This is a genomic window from Klenkia terrae (genome assembly GCF_900491935.1).
In the GTDB taxonomy this organism is placed as follows: Bacteria; Actinomycetota; Actinomycetes; order Mycobacteriales; family Geodermatophilaceae; genus Klenkia; species Klenkia terrae.
This window is the reverse complement of sequence record NZ_UEXK01000004.1, coordinates 1,448,754-1,469,960: the sequence shown is the minus strand read 5'-3', so window position 1 is coordinate 1,469,960 and position 21,207 is coordinate 1,448,754. Positions and strand designations below refer to the sequence as shown.

The following is a 21,207-nucleotide window of genomic DNA, read 5'->3' as shown; positions in this document are numbered from 1 at the left end:
GGCGTCCGGGCCGTCCGCACGGGGATCAGCTGCCGGAGGTGATGGCGTCGACCGCGGTCTGCGCCTGCTCGCGCAGGGTGTCCGACAGCGGGGCGCTGCCGGCGGCGTCGGCGGCGGCCTGCTGGCCGTCCTCGCTGATCACGTAGCCGAGGAAGGACTTGAGCAGGTCGGCCTGGGCGGCGTCGTCGTTGCTGACGCAGCCGATGTGGTAGCTGACCAGGACGATCGGGTACTCGTCGGCAGAGGTCGTGGTGCGGTTGATGTCGTAGGCGAAGTCGAACTCACCGCGCCCGGACTGCAGCTCGGAGTTCTCGACGACGGCCGCGGCGGCCTCGGGGGAGGGGGCGACGAACTCGCTGCCCACGCCGATGTTGGCCACGCCGAGGTCGCCGGCCTGGGACTCGTCGGCGTAGCCGATCGCACCCTCACCGGCGGTCACGGCGGAGACCATGCCCGAGGTCTGGTTGGCGGCCTCGCCACCGGACAGCGGCCACTCGCCGTCGGGCTCCTCGGTCCACACGTCACCGGCGGCCTTGGAGAGGTAGTCGGTGAAGTTCTTCGTGGTGCCCGAGTCGTCCGCGCGGTGGACGGGGGTGATCGTGGTGCTGGGCAGGTCGGCGTCCGGGCCGTCCGCACGGGGATCAGCTGCCGGAGGTGATGGCGTCGACCGCGGTCTGCGCCTGCTCGCGCAGGGTGTCCGACAGCGGGGCGCTGCCGGCGGCGTCGGCGGCGGCCTGCTGGCCGTCCTCGCTGATCACGTAGCCGAGGAAGGACTTGAGCAGGTCGGCCTGGGCGGCGTCGTCGTTGCTGACGCAGCCGATGTGGTAGCTGACCAGGACGATCGGGTACTCGTCGGCAGAGGTCGTGGTGCGGTTGATGTCGTAGGCGAAGTCGAACTCACCGCGCCCGGACTGCAGCTCGGAGTTCTCGACGACGGCCGCGGCGGCCTCGGGGGAGGGGGCGACGAACTCGCTGCCCACGCCGATGTTGGCCACGCCGAGGTCGCCGGCCTGGGACTCGTCGGCGTAGCCGATCGCACCCTCACCGGCGGTCACGGCGGAGACCATGCCCGAGGTCTGGTTGGCGGCCTCGCCACCGGACAGCGGCCACTCGCCGTCGGGCTCCTCGGTCCACACGTCACCGGCGGCCTTGGAGAGGTAGTCGGTGAAGTTCTTCGTGGTGCCCGAGTCGTCCGCGCGGTGGACGGGGGTGATCGTGGTGCTGGGCAGGTCGGCGTCCGGGTTGTCCTCGGCGATGGCCGCGTCGTCCCAGGTGGTGATCGTGCCGGTGAAGATGCCGGCCAGGGTGTCGGGCGACAGGTTCAGGTCGTCCACGCCGGGCAGGTTGTAGACCACGGCGATGGCCGAGATGTAGTCCGGGAGCTCGAAGACGCCGTCGGACCCGCACCGCTCCTCGGCGGTGGCGAGCTCCTCGTCGGTGAGGGCGGCGTCCGAGCCGGCGAAGTCCACGCCGCCGGAGAGGAACTGCTCGCGACCGCCGCCGGATCCGACCGGGTCGTAGTTCACGGTCACGTCGGACTGAAGGGCGGAGTAGCCGGCGGTCCAGCCCTGCATGGCGGCCTGCTGGGCGCTGGAGCCCGCGCCGTTCAGGGTGCCGCTCAGCTGCTCCTCGCTGCTGCTGCCACCGGCGGCGTCGGCCGAGCCGCCTTCGTTGGAGGCGCCGCACGCCGCGAGGGCGAGGGTGCTGGCGAACGCCGCGGACAAGGTCACGGCGCGCGTCTTGGTGCTGAGCATCAACTCAGGGCCTTTCGACTGGTGGTGCCCGGACGTCGGTGCCGGGCAGTGGGTTCCAACAGACGAGGACGCTAGGGAGCCGAGGTGGACGGATCTGGCTGGCTCGGTGAACGGCGGATGAACTGGCCCTGAGGGTTGGCCGTCGGGGTGAGGGACAGGTCACGTCCAGCAGGTGAACTCGGGCGTTTCGAGTGGAACCCGGCTCAGGAGCGGGGTGCTGCCCGGTGCCACTGGACGTCGACGGCGAACCGGGTGAAGCCGGACCCCTCGTACAGGCGGACGGCCGTGGCGTTGTCCTGCTCGACGTACAGCAGGACGTCGGTGAGCCCGCGCGACCGCAGGTGCGCCAGCCCCAGGTCGGTCAGGGCGCGGCCCAGCCGGAGCCCCTGCGCGTCGGGGTCCACCCCGAGCACGTAGATCTCGCCGACCGGCTCGTCGGCCACCTCGCCGGCGGGGTGCACCTTCGTCCAGTGCGAGCCGAGCAGGGTCTCGGTGCCGTCGGGGGCGGTGCGCCAGGCGAGGAGGAAGCCGGCCGGGTCGAACCAGGGCTCGGCCTCGCGCAGCGCCACGTCGTGCGCAGTCCAGCCACCCTGCTCGGGGTGGTGGGCGAAGGCCCGGCCGTTGACCCGCAGCCACGCGGCCTCGTCGATCCCCGGTCGGAACGGCCGGACGACGACGTCGTCGGGCAGCTGCGGCCGCGGGTCGGGGTCCACGCCGGCCAGGGGCATGCGCATCTGCAGCAGCGTCCGGGTGGGGGTCCAGCCGCGGGAGGTGGCCAGCTCGGTCGAGCCGGGCAGCTCGCCGTGCGCCCAGACGGCCAGCGGCGCGTCCCCGGCGAGGTCCTCCAGGCGCTCCGCGAGGACGGTGCCCAGCCCGCGCCGGCGCAGCTCGGGGTGGACGACGAACTCGGCCTGCCACCCGTCGCCGTCCCGGTCCAGGCGGGCGTAGGCAGCGGCCCGGCCCTCCTGGCCCAGGACCAGGTCACGACCGTCGTCGGGCCCGCCGTGCCGCAGCCGGAGCTCGGCCTCCTCGCTGACCGGCCGGACGCCGTCCACCCGGGTGGCGGTCTCGAGCAGCTCGACGGCGAGGTCGAGCACTCGACCCTCGGCCCGGCGCAGCACGTCCACCGACACCGCGGTCACGGCGTCGGGGAGGGGGTCGTGCCGGTGCCCGGTCAGGAGACCGGGGCGTCGGTGGTCTCGGCCGCGGCGGCCGTGGCGTCGGCGACCTGCTGGTCGAGCTTGTAGCCGACGTTGCGCACGGTGCCGATCAGCGCCTCGTGCTCGCTGCCCAGCTTGGCCCGCAGCCGACGCACGTGGACGTCGACCGTGCGGGTGCCGCCGAAGTAGTCGTAGCCCCAGATCTCCTGCAGCAGCTGCGCGCGGGAGAAGACCCGGCCCGGGTGCTGGGCCAGGTACTTGAGGAGCTCGAACTCCTTGTAGGTCAGGTCCAGCGGGCGGCCGCGGAGCTTGGCCGAGTAGCTGTGCTCGTCGATCACCAGCTCGCCGGCCTTGGTCACCCCGCCCTCGTCGACGGTGCTGGGGGCGCTGGCGGCGGCGCGGCGGGCCGAGGCCCACTTGAGCCGGGCGTCGACCTCGGCGGGGCCGGCGGTGTCCAGCACGACGTCGTCGACGCCCCAGTCGGCGGACAGCGCGACCAGGCCGCCCTCGGAGAGCACGGCCACCAGCGAGGCGGCCACCCCCGTCGAGGCGAGCAGGCCGCACAGCGTGCGGGCCGAGACCAGGTCGTGCCGGGCGTCGACCAGGACGACGTCGCCCGCGTCGCCGTCGAGCAGGCTCGACAGCTCGGGGGCCACGACGCGGACCTGGTGGGCCAGCAGACCGAGGGCGGGGAGCACCTCGGTGGTCGCCTGGCGGGCGGATGTCATGAGCACGAGCCGCATGCCGTCTCCTCATGGTGTCCGTCGACGCCGATGTCGGGGTGAGACGGCAGGATATCCGACGTGCACCGAGATGTGACCCCGGCGATACCTCGTCGTGACGTGACGGTCGGCACCTCGGACGGGGTGCGGCTGCACGGCATCGTGGTCCCGGCCGACCTCCCGCGTCCACCGACGGCCGGTGAACGGCCGATGACCTTCGTGCTGGCGCACGGGTTCACCAACTCCACGTCCCGCGCCCCGTTCCTCCGGCTGGCCGGCTACCTGCGCCGCTTCGGGGAGGTGCGGGGGCTGGACTTCCGCGGCCACGGCCGCTCGGGCGGGGCCTCGGGCGTGGGCGGGGACCCCGAGCTGCTCGACGTGGACGCCGCCGTCCGGGCCGCCCGGGAGGACGGCGCGACGACGGTGGTCACGGTCGGGCTCTCCATGGGCGGGGGTGCCGCGCTGCGCCAGCAGAAGGACCCCGCTGCCCCCCACCACTCGCAGGCTCGCGGCGGGCCCCTGCAGCGGGGCCGACGCGACACCCTGCCGATGCGCCGGGTGCACTGGCTGCTGGAGACCACCGTCGGGCGGCGGCTGGGGTCGCGGGTGCTCGGCGTCCGACTGGCCCCGCCGTGGCCGAGCAACCCGCCGGCGCCGGTCGAGCTGGTCAGCCGGATCGCCCCGACCCCGCTGCTGCTCGTGCACGGCGACCGGGACACCTACTTCCCGCTGGAGCACTTCCGCACGCTGGCCCAGGCCGCGGGGCCGGCCGCCGAGGTCTGGGTGGTGCCCGGGATGGGGCACGCGGAGAACGGGATGACCGGGCCGCTGGCCGAGCGCATCGGTCGGTGGGCGCGGGACGCGGTCGGCCGCGACCCGCTCTGCGAGCATGACCGGGTGACCCCCGCAGCGAGCCCCGGCCGGTGAGCCACACGGCCCTGGACACCCCGCTGCCGCGGATGGCCCACCACCTGCCGGCGGCCGGTGCCGTCGTGCTGGCCACCGGTCTGCTCGTCGGGTTGCCCGAGCTGCTCGGCGACACCGGGCGGCTGGCCGCGGTGCTGGTGCTGCAGCTGGCGCTGGTGGCGGCCTGGGTGCTGGCCACCGGCATCCGCGGGTTCGTCGGCTCGCTGGGCATCGGCGTGGCCGTCGCGGTGGGCGCCGACCTGCTGCTGGGCCTGCCCGACCGCCCCGACCTGGGCCGGCTGCTGCTGGTGCTGGGTCCGGGCTTCCTGCTCGCGGTGGTGCACCAGATGGCCCGGCCGGCCCCGCGCCGGTACCTCGTCGCGTCCCTGGCCGGGGTGCTGCTGCTGGTCTGCGGCGTCGCCGCGCTGGCGGTCCTGCTCGCCCTGGGCCGGACCCCGGACGGCGACCGGCTGGCCGCCAGCGCGGCGCTGGTCGTGGGTGCCGCGCTGGTCGTCGGGCACCTGGTCGACCTGGTGCTGCCCCGCCCGGTGATCGCCGACGGCGTGCCCCGCGGGCTGCTCGGCCTGGTGCTGGGTGTGCTGGCCGGCGTCGCCGTCGCGCTGCTCCGCCGGCAGCCCGGTGACCTGGTCGACGCCCTGTCGGCGGCCACCTACGGCGCCGCGATCGGCGGGGTGGCCGCGCTGGTGGCGGTCGGTGCGTCCTACGTGGTCGCCGAGCGCCCGCAGCGCGGGGTGGCGCTGCCGCTGGTGCAGGCCGTGCTGCCGTTCGCCGCCGCCGCGCCGGTGGCCTTCTTCCTGGCGCTGCAGACCAGCCTCTGAGCCTGGGAGAGTGGCCCCGGTGAAGGGTCTGCTGATCACCGTCGGGGTGCTCGTCGTGCTGCTGGTGGCCGCCGACCGGGTCGGCGTCCTGCTGGCCGAGGACCAGGTCGCCGCCCAGGTCGCCGCGCAGGGCCAGCTCGCCGGCGAGCCGGAGGTGGACATCACAGGCTTCCCGTTCCTCACCCAGGCCGTCGCCGGGCGCTACGACGACGTGCGGATCTCGCTGACCGCCGACGAGCTGGGCCAGCCCGCCGGGACCAGCGCCGACGTCTCGCTGCAGGGCGTGCGGCTGCCGCTGTCCGACGTGCTGGGCGGGCAGGTCTCCCAGCTGCCGGTGGACCGTGTCGACGGCCGGGCCTCGGTGCCCTACGACCTGCTCGCCGCGCAGCTGGGCGGGGACACCACGCTGACCCGGGAGGGCGACGGGCTGCGGATCACCAAGACCGTCGAGGTGCTCGGCCAGACCATCCCGCTGACCGCGGCCGGCCAGGTCGCCCTCGACGGGCAGGACCTGGTGGTGACCGTGGACTCCGCCGCCGGGGCCGGCATCGACGTCCCGGACTTCCTCCTGGACCAGGCCCAGGACCTGCTGGACTTCCGGTACACGCTGCCCGCGCTGCCCTTCGGCCTGCAGCTCACCGGCCTGCAGACCACCGACGGCGGGGTCGACGTCACGGTGGCCGCCACCGACGTCGTCCTGCAGTAGGGAATCCCCACCGGTCCGGTCGTGTTGCTGGGCGGGATGGACACCACCGGAGCTGTCGTGCTGCTCGTCGCGTTGCTGCTGGCCGGCGTCGCGGCCTGGTGGCTGCGGACCCGCAGCGGTGCGGTGCGGACGACGGGAGCGGGCGTGACCGAGGGACGCGAGGACGTCGAGGTGCTGCGGTCGCTGGGCGTGCGGCCCGAGGACGCCGACCTGACGGTGGTCCAGTTCGCCACCGCCTTCTGCGCGCCGTGCCGGGCGACCAAGGCCCGGCTGGCGCAGCTGCAGACCCGGCACCCGGGCCTCGCGGCCGTGCACGTGGACGCCGAGAGCCACCTGGACGCCGTCCGCGCGCTGGACGTCCGGCGCACCCCGACGCTGTTCTACCTGGGTCGCGGCGGCGAGCTGCTGGGCCGCAGCAGCGGCGCACCGCGCCCCGACGAGCTGCAGGCCCTGGTGGCCGCGCACGCACCGGCGACGGACCCCGTGTGATGGCCCTTGCTAGTCTCCCCGCCGTGGGCACCCTGCTGACTCAGCGACGCACAGTCGACCTGTGCCGTCTGGGCAGCTGCCTGTGTCGGGCCTCCTCCCGAGGCTGACCACCCGCCTCGACGCGCCCTGACCGCCGTCGAAAGGCCCCCACCCCGTGACACCCGCCCGTCGGATCGACGTCCGAGGCCCGCGCTTCGGCGCGTGGATCACCACCGTCGTCCTGCTCACCGGCAGCGGCTGGCTGCTCGCCGTCCAGGCGGCGGTCTTCGCCGTCGGCGCGTTCGCCGGTCTGCGGCACGCCCCCTACGGGCTCCTCTTCCGCACCCTCGTCGCGCCCCGCCTGGGGCCGGCGACCGAGACCGAGGACGAGGCGCCCCCGCGCTTCGCCCAGCTGGTCGGGTTCGGCTTCGCCCTCGTGGGCACCGTCGGCTACCTCGCCGGCGCCCCCCTCGTCGGCGCCGTCGCCACCGGGCTCGCGCTCGTGGCGGCCCTGCTCAACGCGGCCGTGGGCTTCTGCCTCGGTTGCGAGCTCTACCTGCTCGCCCGGCGGGCCCGTCCCGCCGCACACCCCTGATCGCCGACCGCAGGAGGAACCACCATGAGCCGTGCAGACGTTCTCGTCAGCGCCGACTGGGCCCAGGAGCACCTGGGTGAGCCCGGCATCGTCTTCGTCGAGGTCGACGAGGACACCAGCGCCTACGACAAGGGGCACCTCGAGGGTGCCGTCAAGCTCGACTGGAAGGTCGACCTGCAGGACCCGCTGCGCCGCGACTTCGTGGACAAGGAGCAGTTCGAGGCGCTCCTGAGCAGCAAGGGCATCTCGAACGACGACACCGTCGTGCTCTACGGCGGCAACAACAACTGGTTCGCCGCCTACGCCTACTGGTACTTCAAGCTCTACGGCCACGACGCGGTGAAGCTGGTCGACGGCGGCCGCAAGAAGTGGGAGCTGGACAGCCGCCCGCTGTCCGACGCCGAGGTCTCCCGCCCGGCCACCACCTACACCGCGCAGGAGCCCGACACCTCGATCCGCGCGTTCCGCGACGAGGTCGTCGCCGCGATCGACACCAAGAACCTGGTCGACGTGCGCAGCCCCGACGAGTTCGCCGGCAAGCTGGTCGCCCCGGCCCACCTGCCGCAGGAGGGCGCCCAGCGCCCCGGCCACATCCCCTCGGCCGTGAACGTGCCGTGGAGCAAGGCCGCGAACGAGGACGGCACCTTCAAGAGCGACGAGGAGCTGGCCGCGCTCTACGCCGACGCCGGCTTCGACGGCTCGAAGGAGACCATCGCCTACTGCCGCATCGGCGAGCGCTCCTCGCACACCTGGTTCGTGCTCAAGGAGCTGCTCGGCCACGAGAACGTCAAGAACTACGACGGCTCGTGGACCGAGTACGGCTCGCTCGTCGGCGTCCCGATCGCCAAGGGGGCCTGACCGTGTGCGGGGCCCCGAAGCAGGGCGGCGCGCTCGCCGGGATCGACCTGTCCACCCAGACGGTCATCCAGGGCTCGGTCTGGCACGACGGCGCCCCGGTGGCCGGTGCCTACGTGCGGCTGCTCGACTCCACCGACGAGTTCACCGCCGAGGTGGTGACCTCGCCGGAGGGCGAGTTCCGGTTCTTCGCCGCCCCCGGTGACTGGAAGCTGCGCTCGCTGGCCCCGGTCGGCCGCGCCGAGCGCGTGCTGTCCGCCGAGGTCGGCCTGAACGAGACCACCCTCGCCATCGCCTGAAGGCAGTCCCCCCAGCGTTGATCAGGGGGGTGCACCGAAGTCCGTCCTCCTGCGCCAGATCTGGTGCGGGAGGACGGACTTCTGCGTAGGAGGACCGCTACAGCCCGAGCAGGTCGGCCAGCTCGCCCACCTGCTCGGTGAAGAAGGCGTCGAGGTCGGTGACGACCCCGGCGAAGTGGCCGAACAGCTCGAAGCTGATCAGCCCGTACACCGAGCTCCAGGTCAGCAGCGCCCGCGCCCGGACGGCGTCGTCGAGGTCGGGGTGCTCGCCGCCCAGGGCCTCGGCTGCCGCCGGGGTGACCAACGACGTCCGGCGGTGCTCGGCCGGCGGCAGCACCCCGGCGCGCGCGGCGTCGCCCAGCACCCGGCCCAGCGCCGTCCCCACCCGACCGGCGGCGGCGACGGTGTCCTGCGGCGCGGCGTAGCCGGGGACGGGGGAGCCGTAGAGCAGCGCGTATTCGTGCGGGTGCGCCAGGGCCCAGGCCCGGACGGCGGCGCAGATGGCGTGCCAGCGGGTGCGGGGCTGCGCAGTGGGGACGTCGGCGGCCTCCGCGGCGGCACCGATCGCGTCGTAGCCCTCGATGATCAGGGCGGTGAGCAGCTCGTCGCGGCTGGCGAAGTACCGGTAGAGCGCGGAGGAGGCCAGCCCGAGGTCGCGGGCCACCGCGCGCAGCGACAGCGCCGCGGCCCCGACGGTGGCCAGCTGACCGCGCGCGGACTCCAGGATCTCCGCAGTCAGCGCCGCGCGGGCGCGCTCCCTCGCCGTGCTCACCACGTGCCGGACGATAGCACCGATCCGGTACGAGAGCAGTGCTCTTGACATCGGGTCGGGGAGAGGCCATGGTCGCTCCAGAACGAGAGCACCGCTCTCGTCGAGCGAGGGAGACGTCGTGGGACTGCACGTGGTCGTGGGCAAGGGACCGGTCGGCTCGGCCGTCGCGGAGGAGCTGGTGCGCACCGGGCACCGGGTGCGGGTGCTGTCGCGCAGCGGCGGGACGTCGTCGGCCGACGTCGAGCACCGGGCGGTGGACGCCGCCGACCCGCAGGCGCTCGCCGCGGCGTCGGCCGGCGCCGATGCGCTCTACAACGCGGTCAACCCGCCCTACCACCGGTGGGCCACCGACTGGCCGCCGATCGCGACGGCGCTGCTCACCGCGGCCGAGCGCAGCGGCGCCGTCCTGGTGGCGATGGGCAACCTGTACGGCTACGGGCGGCCGACCGGGCCGATGACGGCCGACAGCCCGCTGGCGGCCACCGACGTCAAGGGCCGGGTCCGGGCGGCGATGTGGGCGCAGATGCTGGCTGCGCACGAGGCCGGGCGGGTGCGGGTGGCCGAGGCGCGGGCGTCGGACTTCGTCGGCCCGGACATCCCGGCCGGCCAGTCCTACCTGGTCCGCAACCTGCCCGGTGTCCGCGCCGGCAAGCGGGTCTGGGTGATCGGCGACCCCGACGTGCAGCACAGCTGGGCCTACCTGCCCGACGTCGGCGCGACGCTGGCCGCCCTGGGCACCGACGAGCGGGCCTGGGGGAAGGCGTGGGTCGTGCCCAGCACGCCGTCCCGCAGCCAGCGCCAGGCGCTGGGGGACTTCGCCGCCGCGTTCGGCGCCCCGGCGCCGAAGGTGTCGCAGACGCCGTGGCCGCTGCTGACCGCCCTGGGTGCCGTCGTCCCGTTCCTGCGCGAGGTGGTGGCGATCCGGCACCAGTGGGACGCCGACTTCGTCGTCGACGGCACCGCGACGACCGCCGTCCTGGGGACCGGGCCCACGCCGTGGGCGGACGTCGTCGCGCGGACCGCCGGGGCGCTGCCGGTCTGACTCCCGTGCCGCGGGCCGGTCGGGCCGTGGCTACCGTGGCGGGCATGGGTCTGGTCACTGCCTGGGTTCTCGTCGCCCTGGCCGCACTCGCCGCGCTGTGGTGCGCGGTCGGTGCGGCCCGGTCGACCCGTCGCGAGCGCACCGGGGGTACCCGGTGACCGACCCGACCCCCGCCGGGCTGCCCGAGCAGCCGGTCACCGGGCCCACCGAGCTGCCCGTCGAGGAGACCACCGACGTCCGCACCGGACCCGAGGTCGCCCACGGGCTGCTGTCGGTGCTGCCGCTGCTGGGCGAGTGGCACGGCGAGGGCGTGCTGGTCGGCCCGGCCGGGGACCAGCGGTTCGGCCAGTGGGTGCGCTTCGCCCACGACGGCCGCGACTTCCTGGCCTACGAGTCCCGCACCTGGACCATCGCCGAGGACGGCACGGTCGGCGGTCCCGACGTGCGCGAGTCCGGCTTCTGGCGCCCCCGCGGCGAGGACGAGGTCGAGCTGCTCGTCGCCCACCCCGAGGGCCTGGTGGAGATCTACGTCGGCACCGCCCGGACGACGACCAGCTGGGAGCTGACCAGCGACGTGCTGGCCCGCACCCCCGACCACCCCGACGTGACCCAGGCGGCCCGGCTCTACGGGATCGTCGAGGGCGCGCTGATGTACGCCGTGGACCGGGCCGGACCGGACGGCCAGCTGCGCCCGGTCATGTCCGCCCGCCTGGAGAGGATCCGATGAGCACCCCCGCGAGCACCCCCCGCCAGGTCGCCGACGCCTACGTCGACGCCCTCTGCGACCTGGACCCGATCGCCGCCACCGCGCTGGGCACCCGCCCCGGTGACGACCGCCTGCCCGACCTGTCCCCGGCCGGGCTCGAGGCCGACGCGCAGCTGGTCCGCGACACCCTGGCCGAGCTCGACCGGGTGCTGGCCGCCGACCCCGCGCTGGCCGACGACCCGGTGGAGTTCCGCTGCGCCCGGCTGCTGCGCGAGCGGCTGACCTCCGCGCTGGACATGCACGAGGCCGACGAGGGGCTGCGCGAGCTGTCCAACCTGTTCTCCCCGGTGCACTCGGTCCGCCAGGTGTTCTCCATGATGCCGCTGGCCACCACCGAGGACTGGGCCGTGCTCGGTCGCCGGGCGGCCCGGGTGCCCGAGGCCTACCGCGGCTACCTGGCCACCCTCACCGAGGGCGCGTCGCGCGGGCTCTTCGCCGCCCCGCGCCAGGTGGAGACCGTCGTCGGCCAGCTGGGTGAGTGGCTGAGCGGCCCGTACTTCGCCGGCCTGGTCGCCGAGGGCCCCGCGGAGCTGCGGGCCGAGCTGGACGCCGCCGCGGCCGCCGCCGACGGGGCGGTGGCCGAGGTGCGGGACTTCCTGCGCGACGTCTACCTGCCCCAGGCCCAGGGCACGCCGGACGCCGTCGGCCGCGAGCGGTACGCCCGCTTCGCCCGGCGCTGGAACGGCAGCGACCTGGGCACCGGCACCGGCCTGGAGGACGCCTACGCCTGGGGCTGGGCCGAGCACCGCCGGATCCGCGGCGAGCAGCGCGCCGCCGCCGACCTGGTGCGGCCCGGTGCCACGCCGATGGAGGCGATGCGCTGGCTGGGCGAGCACGGCGAGGCCGTCGAGGGCGTCGAGGCGATCCGCGAGCGGCTGCAGCAGATGATGGACGAGGCGATGACCGCCCTGGACGGCACGCACTTCGACATCGCCGAGCCGATCAAGCGCGTCGAGGCCATGATCGCCCCGCCCGGCAGCGCCGCGGCGCCGTACTACAGCCGGCCGTCGCTGGACTTCTCCCGGCCCGGCCGCACCTGGCTGCCGACCCTGGGCAAGGACCGCTTCCCGCTCTGGGACCTGGTGAGCACCTGGTACCACGAGGGCGTCCCCGGGCACCACCTGCAGCTGGCCCAGTGGACGTACGTGGCCAAGGACCTGTCGACCTACCAGACCGCGGTCGGCGGGGTGAGCGCCAACCTCGAGGGCTGGGCGCTCTACGCCGAGCGGCTGATGGACGAGCTGGGCTTCCTCACCGACCCCGGTGCCCGGCTGGGCTACCTGGACGCCCAGCAGATGCGCGCGGTCCGGGTGGTCGTCGACATCGGCATGCACCTGGAGCTGCCGATCCCCGACGACGCCGACGGCGCGCTCACCGAGCACCGCGGCCAGCCCTGGACGCCGGAGCTGGCCCGCGCGTTCTTCGGCGAGTACTGCGGCCGCGACGAGGCCTTCCTGGACAGCGAGCTGGTCCGTTACCTGGGCATGCCCGGGCAGGCGATCAGCTACAAGCTGGGGGAGCGGGCCTGGCTCGAGGGCCGCGCCGCGGCGCAGGCCGCCCGCGGGGACGCCTTCGACCTGAAGGCCTGGCACATGGCCGCGCTGTCCCAGGGCAGCCTGGGCCTGGACGACCTGGCCGACGAGCTCAGCCGCCTGTAGGGATGGCGGCCGCGGCGGCGGAGTCCAGGGCGAGGAGGAACGCGCCCTGGACGACGACCGCCGCGCCGTCCCCCCGCCAGCGGTCGGTGCGCAGCAGCGCCGCGCCCAGGGCCAGGTAGCCGACGTCCAGCCCGGCGTTGACCAGCAGCACCTTCCGCAGCCGGGCCGGGTCGGTGGGTCCGCGGCGCCGCCGGTTGCGGGTGCCGACGGCGGCGATCGCCCCGTCGACCGCGCCCCAGGCGGCGGTCTGCCGGCCGAACCCGCGGGTGCTCTCCCGCACCGACAGCACGGCGCCGACGGCGACGCTGGCCGCCGCCCACGTGCCCAGCACCGAGGTCAGCCGGGTCTCCACCGTCAGCGCGTCCATGCCGGCGATCGTCCTACAGTCGCGGGCGTGGAGCTCGCCGTCGTCGACCTGCCCGCCCTCGACCAGCTGCGCGACCGGTGGGCCGCGGCGTCCGCCGTCGTCACCGCGCTCGGGTTCCCCGACGCCGCCCGGGCCCGCGACGGGCACTGGCGCTGGGACGACGGGGGCGGCAACTGGGCCGAGGTCGTGGTCAGCGCACCGGACCGGGCGGTGCTGCTCGGGTGCGACCGGACCGCCGTCGACCGCCCGTCCCGCCGTCCGGACGGCACGCTGGTGGCCGACGTCCCCGGGTGGTGGTCGGAGCCGCTGCGCGGGCGGACCGAGGAGATCGCGTTCGTGCTGGGCTGGGACGGCGCCGCCTGGTCCCGGGTGCCCTCGGACCTGCCCGACGACCCGGGTACAGGGCTGCCGGTGGACGCCGAGTCGCTGTACGGCGTCGTGGACTCCTACGTCGACGGCGTCGCCGACGACCAGGGCCTGGGCGACTGGCGCACCCCGTGGCCGGCGGTCGCTGCGCTCGGCGCGGCCGGGCCGGAGCTGACCGTGCAGCAGCTGGCCGACGTGCTGGGCCCGCTGGAGGCGGACCTGCCGGCCGGGGTGGTGGCGGCCCAGCGGTTCCGCTGGCCGACCGCGGTCTGACCGACCCCGGACACGGACAACCCCCGGGCTGCTCCGCGGTCCCTGCCGGCTCGATGAGCACTTCTGGCAGGTCGCGGGCCGACTGGACTGGGTCGGCGGCCCGGGGGTCGGGTGACTGTCCGGTTCTCGCTCGCCGCCGTTCGACGGACGGGCGATGCCACGCGCGTCAGACCGGCTTGATCCGGTGCTGAGCGGGCGGCCCATCTGGACGGCGGCTAGCGGACAGCCACCTCACGAGTCCTGAACGACATCAATTGTTCGGACCACCTCCTCTCTCGTGTGCAGCCACGGTACGACCGTGCTCCGCGGCCGCGCAACACCCTTTTTCAGCTCTCCGCGGAGGGGTTCCGGCGGCGCTCGGCGGCCTCGTCGACGGTCTCCCGCGGTGAGGTCTGCGCGACGTCTCGGCCGTGCTCCTGGTAGACGTCGGGGATGCCGTCGCCGTCGTCGTCGCGGGCCTCGGCCTCGGCCATCCGGCGGTAGACGCGGTCCCGCGGCTTGAGCACGGCGGTGGCCAGCAGGGCCGCGATCAGGGTGCCGGTGAGGACGCCGACCTTGACGTGCTCGTCGCGCAGGGACCCGGAGCCGAAGGCGAGCTCGCCGATCAGCAGCGACACGGTGAACCCGATGCCGGCCAACAGCGACAGCCCCATCACGTCGGGCCAGCGCAGGTCGGTGTCCAGCTCGGCCTTGGTGAACCGGCTGACCAGCCAGGTGGCGCCGGTGATGCCGATGGCCTTGCCGGCGACCAGGCCGACGACGATGCCGACGGCGACGGTGTCGGTGAGCGAGGCGCCCAGGCCGGAGAGCCCGCCGACGGTGACCCCGGCGGAGAAGAAGGCGAACACGGGAACGGCGATCCCCGCGGAGATCGGCCGGATGCGGTGCTCGAAGTGCTCGGCCAGGCCGGGCCCGGCGTCCGGACCGCCGGCTGCGTCGCTGCGCACGACCGGCACGGTGAAGGCGAGCAGGACGGCGGCGACGGTGGCGTGCACACCGGACTCGTGGACCAGCACCCAGGTGGCGACGGCCAGCGGCAGCAGCAGCCACCAGTGCCGGACCCGCTTCTGCACCAGGAACCCGAACAGCGCGATCGGGATCAAGGCCAGGGCGAGCGGCCCGAAGGCCAGCGACGACGTGTAGAAGATCGCGATGATCGTGATGGCCAGCAGGTCGTCGACGATCGCGAGCGTCAGCAGGAACGTCCGCAGCGCGGCGGGCAGGTGGGTGCTGATGACCGCCAGGACGGCGAGGGCGAAGGCGATGTCGGTCGCGGTCGGGATCGCCCACCCGGTCAGCCCGCCGTCGCTGCTGCCCAGGTTGATCACCGTGTAGATCACCGCGGGGACGGCCATGCCGCCGACCGCGGCCGCGACCGGCAGGGCGGCCTTGCGGGGGTCGCGCAGGTCGCCGGCGACGAACTCGCGCTTGAGCTCCAGCCCGGCGACGAAGAAGAAGATGGCCAGCAGGCCGTCCGCGGCCCAGGTGCCGAGGGTCAGGTCCAGGTGCAGCGCGGACGGGCCGACGCGGGTGTCCCGGAGCGTCTCGTACGCCGCCGACCACGGGGTGTTCGCCCAGATCAGGGCGATCACCGCGCCGAGGATCAGCAGGACGCCGCCGACGGTCTCCCGGCGCAGCAGGGCCGCGATGCGGACGGCCTCGGAGTAGGTGCCTCGGGAGAACAGGCGGGTGGGGCTGGTCACAGGGCGGCTCCGGGGTGCGGGGTCGGTCGAGGAGTTGCCGACCAGACTCCCCGGCGCCCCGTCGTCCAGCTTAACCGCCGGCGTGCACGACCACGACCCCGAGCGCGATCAGCCCCACCCCGAGCAGCTCGCGCCGACCCAGCCGGTCGCCGAACACGGCGGCGCCGCCGAGGGTGGCCAGCGCGATGCCCGACCCGGTCCAGATGCCGTAGCCCACGGCGAGGGACACCCCGCTGACCAGCGCCCGGGACATCAGCGCCACGGAGACGCCGATGCCCAGCAGGGTGAGGACGGCGAACCCCGGGCGCCGGAACCCCGCCGAGGCCCGCAGTGAGCCGATGCCGACCACCTGGGCGGCGACCGCGCCGGCCAGCCAGGCCAGCGCCGCCCCGGTCACGTGCGCTCCGCCGGGCCGCCGGTCTGCAGCACCAGCACCCCGGCCGCCAGCACGCCCATGCCGAGGAGCTGGACGGCGGTCAACGGGTCGCGGAACAGCAGCACGCTGGCCAGCGTCGCCGCGGCCAGCCCCACACCGGTCAGCGTGGCGTAGGCCGTGCCGAGGGCGACGCCACCGCGGTCGAGCAGCAGGGAGAACAGCCAGAGCGAGACGCCGTAGCCGACGAGGGTGACCGCGGTGGGCAGCCAGCGGGTGAAGCCGTCCGAGACCCGGAGAGCCAGGGTGCCGACCACCTCGGTGACCACCGCCCCGGTGAGCAGCCAGGCGGAGGGGGTGGGACGCACCCGGTCATCGTCCCCGGTGCGCTCAGGGGTGCCGGAGGTCGACCCCTGCCGGCTCCCAGAGCTGGACGGCGTTGCCCTCGGGGTCCGCCAGGTCGGCGAACCGGCCGTTGGGGTAGGGGGTCGGGTCCACCACGACCTCGACCCCGTGGCCGCGCACCTGGGCGACCATCGCGTCGAGGTCGGCGACCCGGAAGGTGACCGCGAACGTGCCGTTCGAGCGCTGCAGGTGCTCGGCGTCGCGGGGCATCGGCGCGACCACGGTGGGGCCGGCCAGTTGCCACCAGCTGGGATGCTCGTAGGACTCCGGGGCGGGGTCGACCCCGAGCGTCGTGGCGTACCACTGCGCGAGTGCGCCGGGGTCGGTCGCGGCGAAGAAGAAGCCGCCGATGCCGGTGACCTTCTCCATGTCGTCCTCCTCGCCGGTGGCGCCTGGTCCAGCTTCCGCCGTCTGTCGGCTCTCGGGCCTCGCTGAGCAGCAGGACCGGTGCGACGGGGACGGTCCGCGCAACAGTCGTCCTGTCCGTTCCCGGTGGTCAACCTGCGACCTCGGTGGCGGGACCGTGTCGGGCAGCCCGGGGGGCCGGCCTTTCCCGATCAATTGGCCTCTGATCTGCAGGTTCGTCTTGCGGACCAGTCCCGCTTGGGTTACTATTCGTACAGGTGTTCGACTGGAGGAGGTGTGGTGAGCGAGCTACGTTCCGCTGTCGACGCGCTCGCCGCCGACGACCTGCACGAGCTGCGCGACGGCCAGCTCCTCGACCGCACCGCGGAGATCTCGCAGACGATCAACCGGTTGCAGGCCGAGCTGGTGCGCACCGTGCGGCACGCCGACGTGGTCGGGGCCGCCGAGCACGACGGACTCCGCACGATGCAGTCGGTGCTGCGCGGGCACCACCACCTCTCGCCGGGCGCGGCAGCTGCGGTGGTGCGGGCCGGCCGGGCTCTGGAGCACCTGCCCCGGCTCGAGTCCGCCTTCGCCGACGGCGCGGTGACCGCCGCGCAGGTGGGCATCGTCGCGGACGGTCTGAGGCCCGGCGACGTCGCCGCGGCCGAGGAGCAGGGCATCGACCTGGACGCCTTCGATGAGGCCTGGACCGAGGTCGCACGCACCCTGCCGCACGCGAAGCTGGGGACGGCGGTGCAGGCCTTCCGCAACGCCCTGGACCCCGACGGCCCGGAACCCGACCCCACCGAGCAGCGGCGGCTGACGATCACCCGGCACCACGACGGCAGCGGGTCGGGCCGGTTCGACCTCGACGCGGTCGGCCTGGAGAAGGTGGCCGCGGTGATCGAGTCGATGGTGCAGGCCGACCGGCCGCGCGGCGACCTGCGGAACCGGGCGCAGCAGCAGGGCGACGCGCTGGTCCAGTGGGCCGACAACACCCTCGCCGCCGGAGCGCTGCCGTTCCTGCGCACCGTCAAGCCGCACGTGGTGGTGACCGTCGACCTCGAGGACCTGGTCGACCCCGTCGCCGGCCACGACACCGCCACCACCGGCTTCGGCGCCCGCATCTCGGCCGCCCGCGCCCGCTGGGTCGCCTGCGACTCCGCGGTCACCCGGATCGTGATGGGCCCCGACGGGCTGCCGCTGGACGTCGGCCGGACCAAGCGCGTCGTCCCGCCGCACATCCGACGTGCCGTCGAGCAGCGCGACGGTCACTGCGTCTTCGCCGGCTGCCACGCCCCGACGCACTGGTGCGATGTCCACCACCTCGCCGAGTGGGTGCTCGACCAGGGCGACACCAGCCTGGACAACTCCGCGCTGCTCTGCGAGCGCCACCACACGAAGGTGCACCACGGGTTCCGGGTGACGAAGGACGACGACGCCCCACCTGGGCAGCGATGGCGCACCCACCGCCCCGACGGCACCGAAATCATTATCGGACCGCTGCTGACCTGACCTGACCTGACCTGACCTGACCTGACCTGACCTGACCTGACCTGGCCTGACCGGTCCGGTGTGGTGGTGCGCGGGGCTCAGTTCTCCTCCCACCCGATCTCGGGCGCCAGGCTGCCCGTGGTCAGGAAGGCCGCGGCGGCGGCCACGGCGGCGTCGAGTCCGAGGACGACCCGACTGGGGTAGTTCCCGGGCTGACCGCCGGCGACGAGCTCTACCTCGTCCTCGCCGGCCCGGTCCGTCCCCAGCGCGGTCCAGCAGCGCCCGGGCCCCAGATCGGCGTACACGATCAGGCCACGAGCCGCCGAGCCCCCGACGACGAGGTCACCGTCCGCGCGGTGGACGGTGACGAGGCTCCACCCGCACCGTCCAACCGCTCGATCGCTGCGGTCAGGTCGGTCGTCGTCGGGGCCGACAACGGGTCCCGATCACCGTCGCCGTCCCACGTCATGGTCACGTCCGTGCCGGTGCTCACCGGATCGCGTACAGCAGCGCATCCGCGCGGTCACGGCTCAGCCGGTAGGGATCGTCGTTCTCCGGCCGGTCGGCGACCAGGTCGTCGTCGAGGTAGTCGGCGAGGGCGCGGGCGTCGTCCGTCCGGTCCGTCTCCTGCAACCACGGTCGGTAGCCGGGCAGCTCACCCCGGGCCGACATGTCCGCCAGCACGACGACGTCGACGAACCCCTCGGCGTACGAGCTGGTGTCGTCCTCGGCCACCCACAGCGCCGTGAGCACGGCGCCGGCCCGCAGCAGCACCTGTGCGCTGTCCATGTCCTGCTCGACCGTCAGCCACGTGGCGTAGTCGGCGACCGCCTGCCACTGCGCCTGGACGTCGGCGCCGTCCTCCCGGGACGGGAACGCCTCCTGCAGCGCCCGGGCGCGCACCGGTTCCTCGAGGCGTTCCACCGCGCAGTCCAGGGCTGCGGGCTGCGACCAGAACCGCCGTTCCTCCTCGGCGTCCCACGTCCCCGTGCCCGTCGGCGCCAGCAGGTCGTCCTGCCCCGTGGTGCTGAGCTCCCAGCACCGCCGGAAGGCGTCGGACCCCTCGGCCACGCTCCCCCCGGTCGGCGCGCGACGGACCCACGCCACCACCGCGACGACCACCGTCACCAGGACCACGGCGACCACCAGTCCGGACACCAGCACCCGTCGCCGGCGACGGCGTGGGGCGGTGGACTGCTCGCTCGTGGACGGTCCGGGCACATCTGCTCCTCGGCGGGGCGGCACGACGGGGACGGCCGGTGACGACCGCTGATCTCAGCGGGCGAGCAGCTCCTGCACCCGGGCAGTCAGGCCGGCGTCGCCGCGGGCCACGCCGTCCAGCGACGTCACCGGCGCGGCGCCGCGGATGCCGGACAGCAGCCAGACGGCGTCCGCGGCGTGCAGGTCGGCGACCGTCCCGGCGGTGACCGCGGTCGGCCAGTCGTCGGCCTCCGCGGCGGCGAACAGCCGGGCCTGGGTGGTGCCGGCCAGGATGCCGCTGTCCAGCGGCGGGGTGTGCAGCACGCCGTCGGCGGCCCAGACGACCGTGGACGTCGGGCCCTCCAGCAGCCGGCCCTCCGCCGAGGTGAACACCACGTCGTCGGCGCCGACCGCGTGCGCGTGCCGCTGCGCGGCCATGTTGACCGCGTACGACAGCGTCTTCGCCCCGCCCAGCAGCCACGGCGCCGAGGCCCGCACGTCGGCGGCCAGCCCGTAGGTCAGCGCGACCACGGCGACCCCGTCGGCGCGCTGGCGCAGCACGTCCGGCGCCACCTCGGCCAGCAGGGCCAGCGCGGTCGGCGAGGTGCCGTCCCCGCGGGTGAGGAACAGCCGGCACACGCCCTCGACCTCGGCCGGCCAGCCGTCCACGGCCGCGGCGACCAGCTCCCGCCAGGTCGCGTCGTCGACCGGGGGCAGGTCCAGCAGACCGGTGGAGCACTGCAGCCGCGCCAGGTGGTCGGCCAGCCGGGGCGTCGCGCCGCCGACCACGAGCACCGACTCGAACACGCCGTCCCCGCGGGCCAGCCCGGCGTCGAACGCCGTCACCACCGGCTGGTCGGCCGGCACCCTGACCGCCGCGCCGTCCCGCCAGACCGCCACCGCACGCCGTCCGTCCACGGGCCCAGCCTGCCTCACACCACCACCGCGGTGCCGCAGATCGTGCAGATCTCCAGCTGCTGCCGCTTCCAGCGCACCAGCGGCACGAAGAACACCGTGAACTGCTTGTACTGCTTCACCCGCGCCCACACCGTCGTGTTGCCGCACCGCGGGCACGTGCGCGTCGAGCCGGGACCGAGGTCCTTCTGCTTGCTGCCGAACCCGAAGAGGAAGAACACCCACCCGACCCTAGGAGCGCACTACCGTCCCGGCATGGCGGACGACGTCCTCACCTGGCTCCTGGACAGCGACCCGGCCCTGCGCTGGCAGGTCGAGCGCGACCTCGCCGGCGAACCCGAGCCGGTCTGGCGGGCGACGCGGGCCCGGGTGGCCACCGAGGGCTGGGGCGCCCGGCTGCTCGCGCTGCAGGACCCCGACGGCCAGTGGGCCGGCGGCGCGTTCTTCCCGAAGGTGGACGGCGAGGTGCAGTGGCCGGCCGAGGGCGAGGGCCAGCCCTGGACGGCGACCACCTGGTCGCTGGCCGCCCTGCGCGACTGGGGCTGCGACCCCGCGGCGCTCGCCGACACCGCCGACCGCTTGGCCCAGAACTGCACCTGGGAGTACGACGACCTGCCGTACTGGGGCGGCGAGGTCGACGTCTGCATCAACGCGAACACCCTGGCCTCCGGCGTCTGGCTCGGGGTCGACGTCGAGGCCCTGGCCGCCTGGTTCCCCGCGCACCAGCTGGACGACGGCGGCTGGAACTGCGAGTGGGTCGAGGGCACCACCCGCTCGTCGGTGCACTCCACGCTGAACGCCGTCCGCGGCCTGCTCGCCGACGAGGTGGCGACCGGCGGCAGCGACGAGCTGCGGGCGGCCCGGCACCGCGGCGAGGAGCACCTCCTGGCGCGCCGGCTGACCCGGCGGCTGTCCAGCGGCGCGATGCTCGAGCCGTGCCTGGTCCCGCCGACCGCGCCCTCCCGCTGGCGGTACGACGTGCTGCGCGCCCTGGACCACCTGCGCTCGGCCTCCCTGCTCGACGGCACCGACCCCGACCCGCGGGCCGCCGACGCTGTCGAGCTGCTGCGCGCCGGCCGGCAGCCCGACGGTCGCTGGCTGCAGGGGCCGGTCCAGCCCGGTGCGGTCTGGTTCCCCGTCGACGTGCCCGAGGGGGAGCCCTCGCGGTGGGTGACGCTGGGTGCTCGACGGGTCCTGGCCTGGTGGGACCGGGCCTAGGCT

At 74.6% G+C, this 21,207-nt stretch carries 26 protein-coding genes and 1 pseudogene; 13 read left to right on the top strand and 14 right to left on the bottom strand.

Annotation, left to right across the window (positions count from 1 at the left end; all coding sequences use genetic code 11):
* Positions 1 to 25 precede the first annotated feature (25 nt).
* From LFA75_RS07655 to LFA75_RS07640, 4 genes are all read right to left on the bottom strand, one after another.
* A complete protein-coding gene (locus LFA75_RS07655) occupies positions 26 to 613 on the bottom strand; it encodes a PstS family phosphate ABC transporter substrate-binding protein (RefSeq protein WP_404820970.1) in 588 nt (195 codons plus the stop codon).
* A 28-nt stretch (positions 614 to 641) separates the two neighbouring features.
* Positions 642 to 1,754, bottom strand: coding sequence for a phosphate ABC transporter substrate-binding protein PstS (gene pstS / locus LFA75_RS07650; RefSeq protein WP_225233054.1), 1,113 nt, complete (start codon positions 1,752 to 1,754; stop codon positions 642 to 644).
* Positions 1,755 to 1,957: 203 nt separating this feature from the next.
* Complete coding sequence (gene mshD, locus LFA75_RS07645; protein ID WP_225233053.1) at positions 1,958 to 2,896, bottom strand: mycothiol synthase; 939 nt, start codon at positions 2,894 to 2,896, stop codon at positions 1,958 to 1,960.
* Positions 2,897 to 2,928: 32 nt separating this feature from the next.
* The gene (locus tag LFA75_RS07640) at positions 2,929 to 3,657 is read right to left on the bottom strand and encodes a winged helix-turn-helix domain-containing protein (RefSeq protein WP_225233052.1); all 729 of its coding nucleotides are present in this window, start codon (positions 3,655 to 3,657) and stop codon (positions 2,929 to 2,931) included.
* 99 nt (positions 3,658 to 3,756) lie between these two features.
* Here LFA75_RS07640 and LFA75_RS07635 point away from each other — a divergent pair, with 99 nt between their 5' ends.
* From LFA75_RS07635 to LFA75_RS07605, 7 genes are all read left to right on the top strand, one after another.
* Positions 3,757 to 4,563, top strand: a complete 807-nt coding sequence (locus tag LFA75_RS07635; protein ID WP_225233051.1) for an alpha/beta hydrolase — start codon at positions 3,757 to 3,759, stop codon at positions 4,561 to 4,563.
* Positions 4,560 to 5,381 carry a hypothetical protein gene (locus LFA75_RS07630; RefSeq protein WP_225233050.1) on the top strand — a complete coding sequence of 274 codons (822 nt, stop codon included), beginning with the start codon at positions 4,560 to 4,562 and terminating at the stop codon, positions 5,379 to 5,381. Before LFA75_RS07635 ends, LFA75_RS07630 begins: the two co-directional genes overlap by 4 nt.
* A gap of 19 nt (positions 5,382 to 5,400) precedes the next feature.
* The gene (locus LFA75_RS07625; RefSeq protein ID WP_225233049.1) at positions 5,401 to 6,087 is read left to right on the top strand and encodes an LmeA family phospholipid-binding protein; all 687 of its coding nucleotides are present in this window, start codon (positions 5,401 to 5,403) and stop codon (positions 6,085 to 6,087) included.
* 21 nt (positions 6,088 to 6,108) lie between these two features.
* Complete coding sequence (locus LFA75_RS07620; protein WP_225233048.1) at positions 6,109 to 6,576, top strand: thioredoxin family protein; 468 nt, start codon at positions 6,109 to 6,111, stop codon at positions 6,574 to 6,576.
* 154 nt (positions 6,577 to 6,730) lie between these two features.
* Complete coding sequence (locus LFA75_RS07615; protein WP_225233047.1) at positions 6,731 to 7,150, top strand: DUF4395 domain-containing protein; 420 nt, start codon at positions 6,731 to 6,733, stop codon at positions 7,148 to 7,150.
* A gap of 24 nt (positions 7,151 to 7,174) precedes the next feature.
* Positions 7,175 to 8,008: a sulfurtransferase gene (locus LFA75_RS07610; RefSeq protein ID WP_225233046.1), complete on the top strand. Its 834-nt coding sequence runs from the start codon at positions 7,175 to 7,177 to the stop codon at positions 8,006 to 8,008.
* A 2-nt stretch (positions 8,009 to 8,010) separates the two neighbouring features.
* On the top strand, positions 8,011 to 8,304 hold the full coding sequence (locus LFA75_RS07605; protein ID WP_225233045.1) for a DUF1416 domain-containing protein: 294 nt from the start codon (positions 8,011 to 8,013) through the stop codon (positions 8,302 to 8,304).
* Between the two features lie 97 nt (positions 8,305 to 8,401).
* On the opposite strand, the gene LFA75_RS07600 is transcribed toward LFA75_RS07605, so the two are convergent.
* Positions 8,402 to 9,076, bottom strand: a complete 675-nt coding sequence (locus tag LFA75_RS07600) for a TetR/AcrR family transcriptional regulator (RefSeq protein WP_225233044.1) — start codon at positions 9,074 to 9,076, stop codon at positions 8,402 to 8,404.
* A 118-nt stretch (positions 9,077 to 9,194) separates the two neighbouring features.
* Between LFA75_RS07600 and LFA75_RS07595 the strand changes: the two genes are divergently transcribed.
* The 3 genes from LFA75_RS07595 to LFA75_RS07585 all read left to right on the top strand — a co-directional run bounded on the left by LFA75_RS07595 (position 9,195) and on the right by LFA75_RS07585 (position 12,542).
* Positions 9,195 to 10,118 (top strand): NAD-dependent epimerase/dehydratase family protein, encoded by a 924-nt coding sequence (locus tag LFA75_RS07595; RefSeq protein WP_225233043.1) that lies wholly within the window; start codon positions 9,195 to 9,197, stop codon positions 10,116 to 10,118.
* 154 nt (positions 10,119 to 10,272) lie between these two features.
* Positions 10,273 to 10,845: an FABP family protein gene (locus LFA75_RS07590; protein WP_225233042.1), complete on the top strand. Its 573-nt coding sequence runs from the start codon at positions 10,273 to 10,275 to the stop codon at positions 10,843 to 10,845.
* Complete coding sequence (locus LFA75_RS07585) at positions 10,842 to 12,542, top strand: DUF885 domain-containing protein (protein WP_225233041.1); 1,701 nt, start codon at positions 10,842 to 10,844, stop codon at positions 12,540 to 12,542. The genes LFA75_RS07590 and LFA75_RS07585 overlap by 4 nt, the downstream gene beginning before the upstream one ends.
* On the opposite strand, the gene LFA75_RS07580 is transcribed toward LFA75_RS07585, so the two are convergent.
* The gene (locus LFA75_RS07580; RefSeq protein ID WP_225233040.1) at positions 12,529 to 12,909 is read right to left on the bottom strand and encodes a DUF6992 family protein; all 381 of its coding nucleotides are present in this window, start codon (positions 12,907 to 12,909) and stop codon (positions 12,529 to 12,531) included. The genes LFA75_RS07585 and LFA75_RS07580 overlap by 14 nt on opposite strands.
* A gap of 27 nt (positions 12,910 to 12,936) precedes the next feature.
* Between LFA75_RS07580 and LFA75_RS07575 the strand changes: the two genes are divergently transcribed.
* On the top strand, positions 12,937 to 13,548 hold the full coding sequence (locus LFA75_RS07575) for a hypothetical protein (RefSeq protein WP_225233039.1): 612 nt from the start codon (positions 12,937 to 12,939) through the stop codon (positions 13,546 to 13,548).
* A gap of 326 nt (positions 13,549 to 13,874) precedes the next feature.
* Here LFA75_RS07575 and nhaA read toward each other — a convergent pair whose 3' ends face one another.
* The 4 genes from nhaA to LFA75_RS07555 form a co-directional block, all read right to left on the bottom strand.
* On the bottom strand, positions 13,875 to 15,251 hold the full coding sequence (nhaA, locus tag LFA75_RS07570) for a Na+/H+ antiporter NhaA (protein WP_225233038.1): 1,377 nt from the start codon (positions 15,249 to 15,251) through the stop codon (positions 13,875 to 13,877).
* 70 nt (positions 15,252 to 15,321) lie between these two features.
* Positions 15,322 to 15,648 (bottom strand): DMT family transporter, encoded by a 327-nt coding sequence (locus LFA75_RS07565; RefSeq protein ID WP_225233037.1) that lies wholly within the window; start codon positions 15,646 to 15,648, stop codon positions 15,322 to 15,324.
* Positions 15,645 to 15,992: a DMT family transporter gene (locus LFA75_RS07560; protein WP_225233036.1), complete on the bottom strand. Its 348-nt coding sequence runs from the start codon at positions 15,990 to 15,992 to the stop codon at positions 15,645 to 15,647. The genes LFA75_RS07565 and LFA75_RS07560 overlap by 4 nt, the downstream gene beginning before the upstream one ends.
* 22 nt (positions 15,993 to 16,014) lie before the next feature.
* Positions 16,015 to 16,398 (bottom strand): VOC family protein, encoded by a 384-nt coding sequence (locus LFA75_RS07555; RefSeq protein ID WP_225233035.1) that lies wholly within the window; start codon positions 16,396 to 16,398, stop codon positions 16,015 to 16,017.
* A 276-nt stretch (positions 16,399 to 16,674) separates the two neighbouring features.
* On the opposite strand from LFA75_RS07555, the gene LFA75_RS07550 reads away from it, so the two are divergent.
* The gene (locus LFA75_RS07550) at positions 16,675 to 17,892 is read left to right on the top strand and encodes an HNH endonuclease (RefSeq protein ID WP_225233034.1); all 1,218 of its coding nucleotides are present in this window, start codon (positions 16,675 to 16,677) and stop codon (positions 17,890 to 17,892) included.
* A gap of 77 nt (positions 17,893 to 17,969) precedes the next feature.
* Here the strand turns inward: LFA75_RS07550 and LFA75_RS07545 are convergent.
* From LFA75_RS07545 to LFA75_RS07530, 4 genes and pseudogenes are all read right to left on the bottom strand, one after another.
* A pseudogene (locus LFA75_RS07545) lies at positions 17,970 to 18,224 on the bottom strand (Imm1 family immunity protein); the annotation flags it as partial.
* A 136-nt stretch (positions 18,225 to 18,360) separates the two neighbouring features.
* Complete coding sequence (locus tag LFA75_RS07540) at positions 18,361 to 19,092, bottom strand: hypothetical protein (RefSeq protein WP_225233032.1); 732 nt, start codon at positions 19,090 to 19,092, stop codon at positions 18,361 to 18,363.
* A 54-nt stretch (positions 19,093 to 19,146) separates the two neighbouring features.
* Complete coding sequence (locus tag LFA75_RS07535; RefSeq protein ID WP_225233031.1) at positions 19,147 to 19,989, bottom strand: aminotransferase class IV; 843 nt, start codon at positions 19,987 to 19,989, stop codon at positions 19,147 to 19,149.
* 14 nt (positions 19,990 to 20,003) lie between these two features.
* Positions 20,004 to 20,207, bottom strand: coding sequence for a zinc-ribbon domain-containing protein (locus tag LFA75_RS07530; protein ID WP_225233030.1), 204 nt, complete (start codon positions 20,205 to 20,207; stop codon positions 20,004 to 20,006).
* Positions 20,208 to 20,241: 34 nt separating this feature from the next.
* Here LFA75_RS07530 and LFA75_RS07525 point away from each other — a divergent pair, with 34 nt between their 5' ends.
* Positions 20,242 to 21,204 carry a hypothetical protein gene (locus LFA75_RS07525; protein WP_225233029.1) on the top strand — a complete coding sequence of 321 codons (963 nt, stop codon included), beginning with the start codon at positions 20,242 to 20,244 and terminating at the stop codon, positions 21,202 to 21,204.
* Positions 21,205 to 21,207 lie beyond the last annotated feature (3 nt).

What these genes read in the sequence shown, in the direction of transcription:
- pstS (WP_225233054.1), bottom strand. Translation starts at nt 1,754, where the DNA reads ATGCTCAGCACCAAGACGCGCGCCGTGACCTTGTCCGCGGCGTTCGCC.
- LFA75_RS07640 (WP_225233052.1), bottom strand. Translation starts at nt 3,657, where the DNA reads ATGCGGCTCGTGCTCATGACATCCGCCCGCCAGGCGACCACCGAGGTG.
- LFA75_RS07610 (WP_225233046.1), top strand. Translation starts at nt 7,175, where the DNA reads ATGAGCCGTGCAGACGTTCTCGTCAGCGCCGACTGGGCCCAGGAGCAC.
- LFA75_RS07585 (WP_225233041.1), top strand. Translation starts at nt 10,842, where the DNA reads ATGAGCACCCCCGCGAGCACCCCCCGCCAGGTCGCCGACGCCTACGTC.
- LFA75_RS07580 (WP_225233040.1), bottom strand. Translation starts at nt 12,909, where the DNA reads ATGGACGCGCTGACGGTGGAGACCCGGCTGACCTCGGTGCTGGGCACG.
- LFA75_RS07555 (WP_225233035.1), bottom strand. Translation starts at nt 16,398, where the DNA reads ATGGAGAAGGTCACCGGCATCGGCGGCTTCTTCTTCGCCGCGACCGAC.
- LFA75_RS07525 (WP_225233029.1), top strand. Translation starts at nt 20,242, where the DNA reads ATGGCGGACGACGTCCTCACCTGGCTCCTGGACAGCGACCCGGCCCTG.